The 16,138-nt window shown below is 72.7% G+C and carries 10 protein-coding genes and 1 pseudogene; 4 read left to right on the forward strand and 7 right to left on the reverse strand.

Annotated features, from left to right (window positions below):
* Positions 1-297: 297 nt before the first annotated feature.
* Entirely contained in the window at positions 298-2,388 is a 2,091-nt protein-coding gene (gene fusA / locus ACFYOV_RS10825; RefSeq protein ID WP_389085518.1) for an elongation factor G, read from the forward strand.
* 147 nt (positions 2,389-2,535) lie between these two features.
* Here fusA and ACFYOV_RS10830 read toward each other — a convergent pair whose 3' ends face one another.
* Entirely contained in the window at positions 2,536-4,365 is a 1,830-nt protein-coding gene (locus ACFYOV_RS10830) for a coagulation factor 5/8 type domain-containing protein (protein WP_389085520.1), read from the reverse strand.
* Between the two features lie 210 nt (positions 4,366-4,575).
* Here ACFYOV_RS10830 and ACFYOV_RS10835 point away from each other — a divergent pair.
* Positions 4,576-4,883: pseudogene (locus ACFYOV_RS10835) on the forward strand (family 1 glycosylhydrolase); the annotation flags it as partial.
* A gap of 74 nt (positions 4,884-4,957) precedes the next feature.
* On the opposite strand, the gene ACFYOV_RS10840 reads toward ACFYOV_RS10835, so the two are convergent.
* Positions 4,958-5,473: a hypothetical protein gene (locus ACFYOV_RS10840; RefSeq protein WP_389085522.1), complete on the reverse strand. Its 516-nt coding sequence runs from the start codon at positions 5,471-5,473 to the stop codon at positions 4,958-4,960.
* A 321-nt stretch (positions 5,474-5,794) separates the two neighbouring features.
* On the opposite strand from ACFYOV_RS10840, the gene ACFYOV_RS10845 reads away from it, so the two are divergent.
* Positions 5,795-7,474 carry an N-6 DNA methylase gene (locus ACFYOV_RS10845; RefSeq protein WP_389085525.1) on the forward strand — a complete coding sequence of 560 codons (1,680 nt, stop codon included), beginning with the start codon at positions 5,795-5,797 and terminating at the stop codon, positions 7,472-7,474.
* Between the two features lie 115 nt (positions 7,475-7,589).
* On the forward strand, positions 7,590-7,988 hold the full coding sequence (locus tag ACFYOV_RS10850) for a hypothetical protein (protein ID WP_389085527.1): 399 nt from the start codon (positions 7,590-7,592) through the stop codon (positions 7,986-7,988).
* 563 nt (positions 7,989-8,551) lie between these two features.
* Here ACFYOV_RS10850 and ACFYOV_RS10855 read toward each other — a convergent pair.
* From ACFYOV_RS10855 to ACFYOV_RS10875, 5 genes are read right to left on the reverse strand one after another with little or no spacing between them, the layout of a single operon-like run.
* Positions 8,552-11,524: a hypothetical protein gene (locus ACFYOV_RS10855; protein WP_389085530.1), complete on the reverse strand. Its 2,973-nt coding sequence runs from the start codon at positions 11,522-11,524 to the stop codon at positions 8,552-8,554.
* Positions 11,521-12,645 carry an AAA family ATPase gene (locus tag ACFYOV_RS10860; protein ID WP_389085531.1) on the reverse strand — a complete coding sequence of 375 codons (1,125 nt, stop codon included), beginning with the start codon at positions 12,643-12,645 and terminating at the stop codon, positions 11,521-11,523. The genes ACFYOV_RS10855 and ACFYOV_RS10860 overlap by 4 nt, the downstream gene beginning before the upstream one ends.
* Positions 12,646-12,703: 58 nt before the next feature.
* The gene (locus ACFYOV_RS10865) at positions 12,704-14,125 is read right to left on the reverse strand and encodes a VWA domain-containing protein (protein ID WP_389085534.1); all 1,422 of its coding nucleotides are present in this window, start codon (positions 14,123-14,125) and stop codon (positions 12,704-12,706) included.
* Entirely contained in the window at positions 14,122-15,513 is a 1,392-nt protein-coding gene (locus tag ACFYOV_RS10870; protein WP_389085662.1) for a hypothetical protein, read from the reverse strand. The genes ACFYOV_RS10865 and ACFYOV_RS10870 overlap by 4 nt, the downstream gene beginning before the upstream one ends.
* Complete coding sequence (locus ACFYOV_RS10875) at positions 15,513-16,016, reverse strand: hypothetical protein (RefSeq protein ID WP_389085536.1); 504 nt, start codon at positions 16,014-16,016, stop codon at positions 15,513-15,515. The genes ACFYOV_RS10870 and ACFYOV_RS10875 overlap by 1 nt, the downstream gene beginning before the upstream one ends.
* Between the last annotated feature and the right edge of the window lie 122 nt (positions 16,017-16,138).

Here is a 16,138-nt window from a genome sequence, read left to right on the forward strand (position 1 = left end):
CCATGAGGCGCCGCCCACCGCCGGGCGGCGCGCCGCTGTGAGAGAAGTTGAGGGGGAGTCCGTCGTGCGTGACCACGCCGCCGTCGTCGCTCCCCGTTTGCGGTACACGGTGATCCTGGTGTCCTCGTGCCTCCGGTACCTGCTGCGCGCCCGGTACCGGATGCCCGTGACGCACGGCTGAACCGAACCGTCGACGACCCCACCGGGGCGCACCCGTGACGGCCCGTCGCTCCGTTCCGTGCGTCCCGGCCCATCGCGCTGCCCTTTTCCCGGACCACCGAAAGGCCACCACGGGCCATGCGCACCGACCCGAACACCAACCCCCTCGCCACCGTCCGCAACCTGGGCATCCTCGCCCACGTGGACGCGGGCAAGACCACCGTCACCGAGCGGATCCTGTACGCCGCCGGCACCACCCACAAGCGCGGCGAGGTCCACGACGGCACGACGGTCACCGACTTCGATCCGCAGGAGCGCGACCGGGGCATCACCATCTTCGCCGCAGCCGTGAGCTGCGCCTGGGACGGCCACCGGATCAACCTCATCGACACCCCGGGGCACGTCGACTTCGCCGACGAGGTGGAGCGCTCTCTGCGCGTCCTCGACGGTGCCGTCGCCGTCTTCGACGCGGTCGCCGGCGTGGAGCCGCAGAGCGAGGCGGTGTGGCGGCAGGCGGACCGGCACGGTGTGCCGCGCATCGCGTTCGTCAACAAGATGGACCGGGCCGGCGCCGAACTGGACGCCGCCGTCGCCTCGATCCGGGAACGGCTACACCCGGCGCCCCTGGTCGTCCAGGTGCCCATCGGGGCGGAGGACGCCTTCACCGGCGTCGTCGACCTGGTGCACCTGCGGGCGCTGATCTGGACGGACGACGGTGACGCCGGCGACGCGGTGCCGGTGCCGGAGGCGTTGCGCGAGGAGGCGCTCAGGCGGCGCCGGCTGCTGGAGGAGGCCGTCGCGGAGCTGCACCCGGGCGCGCTGGAGGAGTTCTGCGACACGGGCTCGCTCGGCGCGGCCACCCTCGCCTCGGCCCTGCGGGACCTGACCCGCAGCGGCGACGGCGTGGTCGTCCTGTGCGGCTCGGCGTACCGCAACCGCGGCATCGAACCGCTGCTGGACGCCGTCGTCGCGTATCTGCCGTCACCGCTCGACGTGCCGCCGGTGCGCGGGACCGGGGGCGACGGTGCGCACGCCGACGGCCCGCACGGCGACGATGCCGCGCCGGAGCGGCCGGCCGATCGGGCGGCGCCCTTCGCCGCGCTGGCGTTCAAGGTGAACGCCACGGCCACCGGACGGCTGACGTATCTGCGGGTGTACTCGGGAACCATCGGGAAGGGAGACGTGGTGTGGGACGCCACCGCGCGCCGCAGCGAGCGCATCGGGCGGATTTTGCGCGTCCAGGCCGACCGGCACGCCCAGTTGGACCGTGCCGTCGCCGGGGACATCGTCGCCGTGGTCGGGCTGAAGTCCGCCCGCGCCGGGTCCACCCTGTGCGCCCCCCACGCCCCGCTGGTCCTCGAGCCCCCGGGCGTGGCGGAGCCCGTCGTCTCCGTCGCGGTCGAGGCGCTCCGGGGCACCGACACCGGGCGTCTGGCGTCGGCACTGGCACGGCTGGCGGAGGAGGATCCCTCGCTCGTCGTGCGGACCGACCCGGAGACCGGCCAGACGGTGCTGTCCGGCATGGGCGAGCTGCATCTGGAGGTCGCGGTGGAGCGGGTTCGCCGAGATCACGGTCTCGGGGTCGACGTCGGCCGGCCGAGGGTCGGTTACCGGGAGACGGTCGGACGGGGCGTCTCGGGCTTCGGGTACCGGCACGTCAAACAGGACGGCGGTGCGGGGCAGTTCGCGCATGTCGTCCTCGACGTCGAGCCGCTCGGCACGTCCGGCTCCGGCTTCGCGTTCCGGTCCACCGTGGTCGGCGGACGGGTACCGCAGGAGTACGTGCGCGCGGTTGAGGCCGGTTGCCGGGACGCCCTGGCCGAGGGGCCGCTGGGTGGTCATCCGGTGACCGGGCTGCGCGTCACGCTGACCGACGGGGCGACCCATGTGAAGGACTCGTCGGACACCGCCTTCCGCACCGCCGGCCGGTTCGCACTGCGGGACGCCCTGCGGGCCTGCGAGATGGTCCTGCTGGAACCGGTCGTCGAGGTCACGGTCACCGTGCCCGAGGACGCGGTCGGCGGGGTGCTCGGCGATCTCGCCGCCCGCCGCGGCAGGGTGACCGGCTCGGTCACCCGCGCCGGCGCGACGGTCCTCACCGCGACCGTGCCGCTGGCCGAGCTGTTCGGCTACGCGACCCGCCTGCGCAGCCGCACCCAGGGCCGCGGCACCTTCACCACCCGCCCGACGGGCTTCGCCCCGGCCCCGGCCCCGGCTCCCACGCGGTGACCGGGACCGGACCGGGCGGCGCCACCGGCGGGGCGTGGTGACGGCGGCCCCTCCCGCACCCCCATGCGGGAGGGGCCGCCACCGGCGCAGGACCGCTCCGCGCCGGTGGCCACCGGCGCGGACCGACGGCGTGCCCCGGCGCCGGGCTCAGGGGTAGGACACCACCGTCGACGGCACGGTGGTGGTGCCCGACGTCGGGGTCCCGGTGTCGTTGATGACGCACTCGTACTGCCCGTGACCACTCAGCGAGACCACCAGAAGGTCGTGGAAGCGGACGCCGGGCCGCGTCGGGGCGGCGAAACCGTGGTGCTGGACGATCGTCGGGTCGACGTTGTAGTAGCAGTAGCTGCCCATGCCCCAGCCCTCGTGGGTGGTGACGTGGTCGGCGACCTTGTAGGCGGCGTACCCCTTGATCGAGCCGTTCTGGATCGCGGCCTGGTCGGGGGCGTCGTACGCCTTCTCGTTCTGGAAGAACACCGTCCGGCCCCGTTCGCCGTTCCACTGCACGTCGTACTTGTTGAAGTGCTCGACGAACAGACCGGTCGCGAGCACGTCGTGGCCGTTGACGACGACGCCGTAGTCGCAGCGGTTGGTCTCCCAGCCCACGCCGTCGCCGTGGTCGGCGCGCCAGACCCAGGTGTGGTCGATGATGGTGTGCCGCGCGTTGACCACCATGCCGGTGGTCGCCCTGCCCGGGCCCGCGCCGCCGATCCGGATGAACACGTCCTGCACGGTGACGGGGTTGGCGGCGTGGTCCCGGGAGGCGCCCCGGGGCCCGACCTCCAGCAGGACCGGGGAGTCGACCGGTCCCGCGTCGATCAGGAAGCCGGCCAGCCGTACGCCGTCGACGTCGGCGACCTTCAGTGCGGTGACGCCGTGGTCGGGGATGAGGGTGGCGTAACCGAGGCCGAGCACCACGGTGTTCGGGCGGTTCACCCGCACCGGCCGGTCGACGTGGTAGATGCCCGGCGTGAGCAGCAGGTGCAGCCCCTGTTCCAGCGCCTGGTTGAGCGTGGCCGCCGAGTCGCCGGGCCGGGCGACGTAGAAGCGCTCCAGCGGCAGTGAGGTGCCGCGCGGGGTGCCGTTGCCCCAGGTCACACCGCGTGAGCCGGTGCGCAACGCGGGCAGGAAGACGCGGTATCCGGTGCCGTCGAGGTGCAGGAACGGCTTCTCCCGGGAGAGGGGCGTCGTGTCGAGCGTGGTGTACGGCGGGTTGGGGAAGCTGTGTGCGGGCGCGCCCTCGACGCCGGAGAACACCATGTTCCACACGGCGTTGGTCCAGCCGCCGACCGAGCTGTCCCGGGTGTACCACTGCTGCTGCGAGTACGGGCCCACGGTGCCGTCGATGCGGCTGTCGGCGATGTAGCCGCCGCTGGCCCAACCGTACCCGGACGGCGCGAGGTTGAGGCCGCCGTGCACGTGCATCCGGCGGAACGGGGCCGCCTGGGCCACCGCCCAGCGGTTGGTTCCGTTGACGGGGACGACGGCCAGGTTCTCGGCCGAGCGCCAGAAGTTCTGGGTGGCGTTGCCGCCGAACCAGCCCGCGTCGACCGTCAGATCCCCGTTGATGGTGGTGTCGTCGGGGGAGAGACCGAGGCCGGAGACGGAGGTGTAGAAGCCGATCCGGGCGTTGAGGCCGTGGTACGTGCCCGGCTTGAACAGCAGTTGGTAGCGGCCGGTGCCGAACTGCGCCGACTCCTGCTCGGCGAACACCGCGTCCAGCTCGGCCTGGATGCCGGGCGTGGAGGGGTCGAAGACGATCACGTTCGGTCCGAGGTCGCCGCCGCCCTTCAGCCGCCGGGGCTCGGCGGGGGCAGCCGGAGCCCGCGGCACCGGGGCGGCGGACGCGGTGCCGGCCAGGCCGGCGGCCAGCACGGGGACGGCCGCGGCCGCCCCGAGAACGGACCGGCGGCGGAGGGCGGACGGCCGGATGGACGGCGGGGTGGACGGCGGGGCGGAGGGGGAGTCGGAGGTCATGGGGCGGCTCTCTCTGGTTCAGGAAGTGAACGGCATGGGGTGATGGGAGCGCTCTCTCGCCGCTGAATGGTTCATCCCCGCAACAGTTGCGTCAAGAGCTGCGGCAGGAGTGGGGCGAGCCCGTCCAAACCCTTGACGCTGCGCCCCGGCAGGGATTAACTCATGTCCTAAATTAAGTCCTGAGGCACAGCCTCGTGCACGCCCGGAAAAGTCACCGAGAACGGCTCGGCTTCCCGGACGTCGTCCGCCCCGACGGCACCGTCGAGGACCCGGAACGCCAGGAGTACCTGGTGAACCACCTGGCGGCCTGTGCCGACGCCGCCCGCAAGGGCGCCCCGCTGGCCGGCTACTTCGCCTGGTCGCTGCTGGACAACTTCGAGTGGGCATACGGCTACGACAGGCGCTTCGGCCTCGTCCACGTCGACTACGCCACCCGGACCCGCACCATCAAGGGCAGCGGTCACCGGTACGCGGACATCATCCGCCGGCACGGCGAACGGGGGTGGCGGGCGGCCTGAGGACCGGTCGGGCGTGGTCCCCTCGATCTCCTGCTCGCGCGGGTGCGGACCGCCGGGATCGCCCTCCCGGTGGGCTACCGCTCGTCCGCCAGGCGGAGGACCGCCTCCTTGACGGCAGCCAGTTCGCCCATCAGACGGTCGACGGCAGCGTCCAGGAGGAGCACCGGGTCGTGGGCGGACCAGAAACGGACGACCTCGCCCAACTGCTCGTCCCAGTAGGTGCCAGAATCACCCACAGGGAGCTCGAGATGCCGTGCCAGCTCGACGAACCCGGGGCCGGGGACGCGGGATTCCTGAGCGACCACCAGCGCGGAGAGCATCGGTCTGCCGTGCTCCACCTCGTAGCGGCTGACGTTCCCGAGTGCGGGGAACAACGTACGGAAGGGCGGTCGACTCATACCGCTGCGGTGGCCCTCCGGATCGATCAACAGACCGAGTTCCTTGTACGTCAGGCACGCCTCGCGCGGCTTGCCCGGATCCGCCTCCCGGGCACGGCTGCTGAGGACACGGTGGATATCGCGTTCCGCCGGCGTCAGGGTGATCACGTCGGTCTCCAGGAGATGAAGGCCCGCGGCCGCGGCTTCGGGCACGGAACCCCAGGGCAGCGGAAACTTTAGGGCATACCGCATCGCTGCGGAAGTCCGTTGAGCTGAAAGGGCGTTCAGGGTCCGGTGGATCCCTGTGAGCGCCGCCGTGGTGGGTACGCAGGCCGAGCCCGCCGTCCCCGGCGCCCGCCCCAGGGGCAGGCGACTGCTGCGGGCCGCCGGGCTCTGCGGCTGCCCCGCCTCTACACGCGCGCCCCGGCGGGACGACGCGCCGCCGCGGCTGCCGACGGCGCCCGCCTGCCTCGTTGACGCCGTCAACGCCGGGTGTCATTGATGACCGGGTGCTGCCTGTGTACGGTGGCCGGTATGTCACAGCCCCCGGCCACCCCGGCGAACCCGTTGGTAACGGGCTCCGAGATCGCCCGTCTGGCAGGCGTCACCCGCGCCGCCGTCTCGAACTGGAGGCGGCGCCACGACGACTTCCCGGCGCCCGTCGGGGGCGGCGCGAACAGCCCCCTGTTCGACCTCGCGGAGGTCCAAACGTGGCTGGACGAGCAGCGCAAGGGACAGGACGTCGCCGACGAGGTGCAGCTGTGGCAGGTGCTGCGCGGCGCCTACGGTGACGACATCCTGCGCGGGCTCGCGGACGTGGCCGAGGCCCTCGGCGCCCCGGACGCCGCCGGTGACGCACAACCGGACCTGCCCGCCGACGCCCTCCGGCTCGCCCGGCGCATGGCCGACAGCGGTTCCCCCGGTGACGTGGTGGACGCCCTCGCCGAGCGCTTCACGGACTCGGTCCGCCGTGCAGGGTCGGACCTCGTGAGCTCACCGAGAGTCGTCCGCGCCGTCCGGCACGTCGTCGGCGACCCACCGGACGACGCGGTGCTGTTCGACCCCGCCTGCGGAATCGGTACCCTCCTCCTCGCCGTCGGCCCCGCGCGGACGGCCCACCGCCACGGCCAGGAGGCCGACCCCCGCAGCGCCCGGTTCGCACAGGCCCGGGCGAACCTCGTCGGACGCCCCGGCGTGGAGATCGCCGAGGGCGACTCCCTGCGCGCCGACCGGTGGCCGGAGCTCAGGGCCGACCTGGTCGTCTGCGATCCGCCCACCAGCGACACCGACTGGGGCCGCGAGCACCTCCTCCTCGACCCGCGCTGGGAGCTGGGCACCCCCTCACGCGCCGAGGGGGAGCTCGCCTGGCTCCAGCACGCCTACGCGCACACCGCACCCGGCGGCCGCGTCGTCATGGTGATGCCCGCCTCCGTGGCCTACCGCAGGGCCGGCCGCCGCATCCGGGCCGAACTCGTCCGCCGCGGCATCCTGACCCGGGTCACGGCCCTGCCACCCGGCACGGCCGCCGCGCACTCCCTCCCCGTGCACCTGTGGCACCTGCGGCGCCCGCGGACCCCCGAGGAGGCGGCCACCGCGGTGAGCATGGTCGACCTCACGTCCAACGACCCCGACGGCCCCCTCGACCCGCGGCCCGAACAGGTCACCGAGGTCGCCCTCATCGACCTGCTGGACGACCTGGTGGACCTCACCCCGAGCCGGCACGTCGTGGAGTCCCACCGCGACTACCTCACCGAGTACGAGACCCTGCGACAGGAGCTGGCCGACCACCTGCGGCGCCTCGGCGACCTCCTCCCGGCCCTGGCCGCCGGCGAGGGCCCGGGTGCCCTGGACGGGCCGAGCGTCAGCGTCGCCGACCTGATGCGGGCCGGACTGGTCGAGCACGCCGACCCGGAACCGGTCTCGGTCAGCGACCAGCTCGACACCGACTTCCTCCAGGGCTTCCTGCACAGCGCGGCCAACAGCCGCCGCTCCACGACCACCAGCGGTACGTTCCGCCTCGACGGCAAGGGCGCCCGCATCCCCCAGATGGACCTGGCCGCCCAACGCCGCTACGGCTCCTCCTTCCGCGCCCTGCGGGAGTTCGACGAGCGCTCACGCAGAGTGGCGGAACTCAGCCGCCAGATCACGGCCCTGGCCCGGGACGGCCTGAGCAACGGCGCGCTGACGCCGCCGGATCCGGACGGTTCGCACTGACGCACCGGCCATCCTCGAAAATGCGTACGCGGATGTCGTGGTGACCTGGCATCATGAGTCGCCGCACTGTCGTGGTCCTTCCGGGGGCCGAGTGTCCTGACCGAGGGGGAAATCCGTGGCGGACTGGATCTACGTCCTCGATCCGCGCAGGGACACCATGGACGGAGAGCCGTCCGACAAGGAGATGATCCGCCGACTGGCCGAGACAGAGCTGGAGTTGGAGCTCTGGCTCAGCCGCCGCAACCGCATGGTCCCGGGCGACCGGCTCTGGTTCCTCTTCGTCCACCCGCAGTCCGAGGTGGCCGCCGTGGCCGAGGTGGACCAGGAGCCCCTGGCCGACCACGAGGACCCCGACGTCCCGTACGTGGTCGCCGTGACCCTGCTGCCCAAGGCGACGAAGGCGCTCTACCGGGAACCGGTGCGACGCGACGAACTGGGCCTGGGACACGTGCGGTCGGTGCAGAAGGTGAAGCCCGAGGCCCTGCCGGTGCTGCTGGCACGAACGGGGCTCTGAGGCCGCCTCGCCCTCCCCGGCGCCGTACCGGGCGTCCCCGACGCAGCCCGCTCCCTTGCCGCACGACAGGACCCGGGACCCGAACCGTGGACACGGCAGTCCCGGATCCGTGGAACGCTGCTCGGCCCCGCGCTCGGAGACACCCTCGGCGCGGCTCGGGGCAGGGTGCCGGACACCGGCCCGCTGCGCGCCGGGGTCAGCACGCAGCGGGAAGCACGGCTGGGCGCCGACCGTGCGGCAGGAGGCGCATCCCGACGAGTCCGGCGACCTGCGCCAGTCGCACCGTGGCTCGCCGCCCGTGCGAACCGTGGGCCCCATCGGACACCTGCGCTTCCCGATGACGACGTGCCCGATGTGCTCCTCGCCCGGCCCGGTGCCGTGCGCAGCGCACACTCTTGGGATCGAGAAGATCGTGGATTCACCAGCCGAAGGGCTTTCGGACCCCTACGCCTGAACCCCCGCACGGCCCGCCCGCGGCTCCACGGGCGCGCCGGTCACCCCGGAGCCGGCGCAACCTCGGCGCCACGGGTGCGCCGGTTCTGCGAGCCGGCGCACCCCCGGCGTCACCTGCTCGCCAGCAGTGACTCGAGGGCCTGCGCGGTGGCGGTGTGGCGCCTCATGAGCTCGGCGCCGGTCGGGGACGGACCGGCCGACGGCGTCCACGGGCCGTCGCAGCCCAGCAGTCCCGCCAGCGCGTCGCACGTCGCGGGGTGCGCGGACAGCAGCCCCACGCCCGACGGAGCGGAAACGTCGGACCGTGCCCAACCCTGCGCACAGCCCAGCAGCTCCGCCAGCGCGTCGCACGTCGCCGGTCGGGCGGCGAGCAGAGCGGCGCCGGGACGGACCCGGTCCCCCTGCCCCGCCCGGCGGGCTGCACGCGGCTGCGGCTGCGCACGCCACGGCGGCACCCACGCGTCCAGCTCCGTCAGCCGGGCCGGGAAGGTCCGCCCGGCCTCGCGGATCAGATGTGGAGCGAGCTCCGCGGCACCCGAACGCAGAGTCGTGATCAGCTTCGGCAGCCACGGCAGGAGCACTGTATCCGGCAGCCGGCCGAACGCGTTCGACACCGCCTCCACGACCACGTCCGCCAGCCCCGGCACGGGCTCCAGCGCGTGCACGAAGCCACTGAGGTACCGCGGATAGGCGGGCACCACCAGCGGGTTGTCCAGCAGTTCGTCGCACCGTCGCCGCACCTCGGCGCGGGACAGCGTGCCGAGGTGCACCTGCGCCGCCCACAGCAGCGCCGTCCTCGACGGGTCGTCGGGGTGCGACTGGGCGACCGCCAGCTCCAGCTGGGCCCGGTCGCAGCCCAGCGACAGCGCCAGACTCTCCATGCTGAACAGGAAGCCCAGCATCGCGGCCACCTGCCCCACCGTCGCGTCCTCGTCGCGGAATGCCGTCGGCAGCAGCGTGCAGTAGTGGGCGTAGCCGGTCCTGACGAACGACTCGATCCACGACGGCAGCACCGGTTCGCTCGTGCGGTAGTACGCCAGCAGGACGCGCACCCTGCGCAGCACCTCCGGCGCGCCGTCCACGCTGCGTTCGGTGGAGAGCACCTTCAGCGCGTGGGTGCCGAGTTCGTCCGCGAGGCGACGGCTGCGCAGGTACAGGACCGCGTCCTCGACCGCGGCCAGCACGGTCGCCGTGGTCGCCTGCGGACCGTACGCGTCGCGCCGCAACCGCTGTTCCAGGACCTGTTCGAGGCTCACTCCCTCGTAACCGAGCTCGATGAGGGCCCGTTGGTGAGTACCGAGCGCCAGGTCCCACGACTCCTGGACGGACCGCTCACCGAGCCGTCGCTCACCCATGATCGGCCGAGCCGCACCGTGCGGCAGCAGACGCCGCAGCATCCACAGCACATCGGAGCACGCCCGCAGTTCGGGCCGGGACACCATGTCCAGCAGGGCGCGCTGCACCCCGCGCTGCTGGAGCTTCGGCCCCAGCGGCTCCAGCCGGTCGTACACGTCGCGGGCCAGCGGTGGCAGCGCGTCGTAACCGACCTGGCCGGTCCGGTCGCCGCCCATCATGCTCTCGACGAGCCGACGCACGTCTCGCCGCCCGGGCACGCGGTCCTTCTCGATGCAGGTGACCGCCGCGTCCTGGAAGTCGTACGGCGTCGGCTTGGCCCGGTCCCGCATCCCGGCGAGCAGGATCGACGTCTCGAAGACCGCGATGGCGTCCGCGGTGGAGGCGAGATAGCCGTTGCGCCGGGCGGCCCGCACGATGTCCACCGACCACCCGAGGAGTTCGGCCTCGTCGAGACCGTCGAGCACGGGGGGCCTGCGCAGGAAGCCGGACAACTGGTCGCCGGTGTCGGCGGTTTCCCTGACGGTCCCCGCGGACCCGGCCGCCTTCCCTCCGGCCCTCTTCACCGCGGCCTTCTTCACCGCGGCCTTCCTCCCGCCGGCCTGTCCCGTGAGCCGGTACGGCTGCACCCGGGTGCGCTTGAGGGCCTTCGCCCACTCCGTCGCCGCGATGGACACCGATCCCGCGGCGAGACCGAACTGCGCCTCGATCGCCGCATGGCTGGACGGGATCAGCCCGTACTGCCAGGTGGTGGCGGTGCGCGGAGAGATCGTGAACGTGCCGGTGCTGCCGTGCACACCGAACTCCTCCACCCGGCTGGCCGCGTGGAACGCGCCGCAGACGTAGAGGCAGTCCGCCGGATCCGTCCCCGTCTCCGCCAGGTGCTCGCGCATCCGGGTCCACATGTAGCGCTCGCGGTCCTCGTCCACCCGGACCCGGTCCCCGTCGCCGGGGGCGAGCCGCCGGAACAGACTGCCGATGAGGAACATGACCTGGCGGTAGGTGTCGTGGTCGCTTTCCCCGAGCGGCACCTCCACGTACTGGTGCCACCACTCCGACCAGTGCCGCACCCTGCCGTGGCGCAGCAGATGCTCCTCCAACTCGGCGAACCGCGGACGCAGGTCGCCGATCTCCACACCGACCGCCTCGCCGTGCAGCGCGGCCTCTTCCTCCCTCGCCTCCGCCGAGGCGTCGGGGCGTGTTCCCTTCTCGGCCGCGGGCGTCCGCCCACGGGTGTCCCACTGGAAGACGTGGTCCGAGGACCGGTCGACCAGGACGAGCTCCACTCCCGGGGTCTCCAGGGCGTACGCGATGGCCTGGTACTCGGCGGACGCCTCGGTGACCGGCGCCACGACCGACAGCGGCGCCCATTCGGCGGGGAATCCGTCGACATCGCCGGCGAACGCCTGCCCCGCCACCGGCAGCTTGCAGTTGCGCAGTTCGGTCAGCAGCGGCGCCATGTCCTCGCACAGCTCGAGGTAGACGACCCTGGGCTGCTTCTCCCGCAGGCGGCGGGCCATCGCGAGCGCCGAGGCGGGGGAGTGGTGACAGACGGGGAAGATCTCCAGCGGCTCGCGGACCGCGCGGTCGACGTCGTCCACCATGCCGAGCAGGATGTTCTCCAGCGCGTCCGGCCCGCCCGCGAACGCGCGGGCGGCTTCCTGCAGCTGGCCGCGGAGCGCGGCGAACGTGCTCTCCTGGGACGTGTCCATTGCGGTGGTGCCGCTCATGACAGCGTGGCGATGGCGTCGCGGCCGCCCTCGAGGAACTCGGGCCAGGAGCCGCCCTCCTCCTTGCTACGCGGCTCCACGACACCGTGCAGGTACTTGTTGAGGATGGCCAGGTCCTCGGGTTCGCGGCGGGTCAGGGAGCCGACGAGCGAGGAGGCGAGGGTGCGGGCGGTGAGGGTGCGCTCGCCGAAGAAGGTGCCGTGCAGCACGGCGTCCTCCAGCACACCGATCTGCTCCGCCGTGGACAGCGCGGACTCCAGCTTCTCGTCGTCGCTGCCGGCCGCCGCGGCGGAGGCCCGCAGGTCGGCGAAGCTCTGCAGCAGGACGTCGAGCAGGGTCGGCGGCACGTCCAGGTCGAGCGAGTGCCGGCGCAGCAGCTCCTCGGTGCGGAAGCGGACGATCTCCGCCTCGCTCTTCTTGTTCGTCACCACCGGGATGCGCACGAAGTTGAAGCGGCGCTTGAGCGCGGAGGACAGGTCGTTGACGCCCCGGTCGCGGCTGTTGGCGGTGGCGATGATCGAGAAGCCGGGCCTGGCGAAGACGATGTTGTCGCTGTCCCGGTCGCTGCCCAGTTCGGGGACGGAGATGTACTTCTCGGAGAGGATGGAGATCAGCGCGTCCTGGACGTCGCTCGTGGAGCGGGTCAGCTCCTCGAACCGGCCGATGGCGCCCGCCTCCATCGCGGTCATGATCGGCGAGGGGATCATCGACTCCCGCGACTGGCCCTTGGCGATCACCATGGACACGTTCCAGGAGTACTTGATGTGATCCTCGGTGGTGCCGGCCGTGCCCTGCACCACCAGCGTGGAGTTGCGGCAGATCGCGGCGGACAGCAGCTCCGCCAGCCAGCTCTTGCCCGTGCCGGGGTCGCCGATGAGGAGCAGACCCCGGTCGGAGGCCAGGGTGACGATGGACCGCTCCACGAAGCTGCGGTCGCCGAACCACTTCTGCGGGATCTCCCGGTCCAGGCCGTCGGAGCGCTCGGAACCCAGGATGAACAGGCGCACCATCTTCGGGGACAGGCGCCAGGAGAACGGCTTGGGGTTGTCGTCGATCGACTCCAGCCAGTCGAGCTCCTCGGCGTACTTGATCTCGGCGGGAGCGCGCAGCAGGTCGGACATGGAGGAAGGCCTTTCGATGAGGACGATCACGCAGTGGCTCGGCCGAACTGCCCTGTGATCAGGTGAGAAACGTCTTGAGCTCGTGCACGAGCTTCTTGATGTGGCCGGAGATCACCGGCGTGCCGAGGTCCTTGAACCGCTCCCGGAACCACGGGTTGACGCTGCCGCGCCCGGAGCTGGTGACCGAGCCCACGGGGATGAACTTCGCCCCCGAGCGGTGGATGGCGGCCATGCTCTCGAAGAGCTCGTGGGTTCGCCACTCGTAGAAGTCGGAGATCCACACCACGACCGTGTTGCGCGGCTCGGCGATCTTCGGCTGGGCGAGCGCCATGGCCACGGTGCCGTCGGTGCCGCCACCGAGCTTGGTGCGCAGCAGCGTCTCGAACGGGTCGTGGGCCCACGGAGTGAGGTCCAGTGCCTGTGTGTCGTAGGCGATCAGGTGGACGTCCACCTTCGGCAGCCCGGCGAAGATGGATGCCAGGATGGTGCAGTTGACCATCGAGTCGACCATGGAGCCCGACTGGTCCACGACGACGATCAACCGCTGGGGCGTGGTCCTGCGGCTGGTGTGTCGGTAGTAGAGGCGGTCGACATAGAGCCGTTCCTCCTCCGGGTCCCAGTTGGTGAGGTTCTTCCAGACGGTGCGGTCCAGATCGAGGTTCCGGAAGACGCGCTTCGGCGGGACGGACCGGTCGATGTCGCCGACCGTGGCCTTCTCCACCTGGGTGCGCAGCACCTCGGTGACCTCGTCGACGTAACGCCGGATCAGTGCCTTGGCGTTGGCCAGGGCCACACCCGAGAGGTTGTTCTTGTCGCGCAGCAACTGCTCGATCAGCGACATGCTCGGCGTCAGCCGGGAGGCCAGCCGCGGGTCCGCCAGCACCTCGCGCAGATGCATGCGCTGGACGAGACCGGCCTCGATGGCGCCCAGCTCCGGGCCGATCTCGGGAAGGAGCCGGCCGAGGTCGGGCGTACGTCCGCCACCGGTTCCGGTCGGACCGACACCCCCGCCGGCGCCCGCACCGCGGACTCCCGGGCGACCGCCGCGCAGTTCGCCGGGACGGCACCCCAGCGCCCGCTCCAGCCAGCCCGCGTCGGACTGCCAGCGGGCCAGCTGCTCGGCGGTGACGGTGCCGGCGCCGGAGGCGAAGACGTTCAGCAGCACCTTGGACACCAGCGCCGCGCGCCGCACCTCGGCGGCACGGTCACGCGCACCGTCCGCGTCCGGCTCGGGCGCCATCAGCCCGTCGAACTCCCCGGCCAGTCCCGGGTGCCGCTGCACGAGCGAGTCGACGGACACCCCCGGGTCGAGCAGCGCGGACGGCAGGCCGATGTCCTCGACCACGGCGAGGCTCGCCGACTCCAGGCCGGCCTGCTCCTCGTGGTCGAAGAGCCGGGCCAGCAACCGCCAGTACAGCACCTGCCGCCGGTTGTCGTGAGGTTCGGGAGCCGCGGCCCCCGCGGTGGTGGGCTCGGTCATTTCCGCAGCAGCCTTCCGGCGCGTTCGCGCAGCACGGTGACCGCGTCGGTGGCGGCCTTCTCGGCCCGCACGCCCGCCTTGTCGGTCGTGCCGCCGGCCCAGGCCCCCGCGTGGACGGCGACCGTCCTCTTCCGCACGGTCGTCTCCACGGCGAGCGGCTGCAGCAGGAACTGCCCGGCGTCCCAGCGCAGCAGCGCGAGACACGCCCCGGACGCCGCGACGGCCTCCGACGTGAGCGGACCGGCGGCCGGGATCCGGTCGGTGTCGACGGCGAGACGCCGCCCGGCCACCTCGAACACCGGCGTGTCGCCGTCCTGCTCGACGGCGTACCCCTCCAGCAGGACCGGCACGGCGATCCGTGCCGGATGCCGGTCCAGGGGAGCGGTCGCGAAGGCGGCGGCGGTGGGCAGCGCCACCCGCGCGGTGGCGAACACCTCGGCGGGCTCACCGGCGCGGGCCCGGGCGTCGTCCCAGACCAGATCGCCCTCGGCCGTGAGGGGCATCGAGTCGAGTTCCATGGCCCGGCCCTCGCCGACGGCGGCCAGCAGGGACATGTGCGGCCGGAGCAACTGCCACAGCCCCGCCCCGACGACCGTGTCGGGCTTCGTCGCGGACACCGAGGCGCGCACGAGCCGCGGCGTACCACCGTCCGAGGGCTCCAGCACCGCGTGCACCTGGGCCTGCACGGCGGTGGCGTGCTCCTGCACATCGACGCCGAGCGGCAGCAGCCGCCCGCTCACCTCGCTCACCACGCCGGCACCGGCCGCGCCCGGCAGGGCCAGCAGCAGGCCCCGCGACCACAGGTCGGCCCAGCGCCGCACCGGAACCCGCTCCAGCGTCGCCCCCGGGCAGGAGGCGGCGAGCTCGGCGGCGAACCCGTCGAGCAGGATGGCCAGGCGGCGCAGCGCCAAATCGGGCAGCATCGCCGAGACGACGGCCGCGGCCCCGGCGACCAGCTCGTGGTCGATGCCCCGCCAGCCGGCCCGCGCCAGGTCGGACAACCAGGTCCGAGCGGCGGCCAGAAGATTGACCGCGTGCCCGTCACCCTCACCCTGCACGGGGCTCTCCTCGGCGACCGGCCGCCCGACGGCCTCCTCGACGCGGGCCACCAGGGCGTCGTGCACGGACCCGAGCAGGGCGGTGCGTGCGGCGGCGAGCGCCACGAAGTGGTCCTCACCCGCAGCCCCCGCGGCGGCCTTCTCCGCCGACTCGGCGACCCGCGCGGCCAGCGGCGACCCGGCGACGGCGTCGGCGAGTCCCGTCAGCCCGTCGGCCTGGGCCGGCTGCGGGCGCAGCAGGCCACCGAGGAGGGCGTCGTCGAAACCGTCCACGGCGGCGAGGACCTCGTCGAGCCCGTCGACCGGATCGGTCAGCAGATCGGCACGCATCATGCCACCGCCCTCGTCACCGGGAACCACTGCATCTCGGGCAACGGCCGTGTGGTGGCCGCGAGTTCGAGATACGCCAGGTGCCGCAGGAACCGGCTGAACACCTGCGCCGCGGCCGAACGGTCACCCTGTGCCGGGCGCGTGGCCGTCATGGCGTCGGTGAGGGAGTGGGCGCCCGCCTGCTCACCGGTGACCTCCACCTTCAGGTAGCGGGCGACGCGCTCGGCCCCGTACTGGAGCACGGCCTCGCCCACCAGCGCCCGGAGGTGATTGCAGAACCCCCCGCGCGCCCCTCCGCAGGGCCGGTTGTTGTTGGTGCTGCACGCGAACGCGTACGTCCCCGCCGCGACCGACGACACGTACACCCGCCCGATGTCCGACCCACTGGACACCACACCCTGCAACCGCCCGTCGGCCAACTCGACGAACGGCACCTTGGCGAGCTTCCGCGGCCGCGCGGAGGGCACCACCCGCGCCGTGCTCGACTTCTCCCAGACCGACAACGCACCATCTCCTAGGCATGCGAAGGGGGACGCCCTCGCCAGAGCGGCGGGACGTGATCGAACTTAGCGGGGGGTACTGACAACGCCGTCGGTTCACCCGTTGCGGACGGATCGCGGAGGTC

The organism is Streptomyces sp. NPDC005931, from assembly GCF_042871235.1.
Lineage (GTDB): Bacteria > Actinomycetota > Actinomycetes > Streptomycetales > Streptomycetaceae > Streptomyces.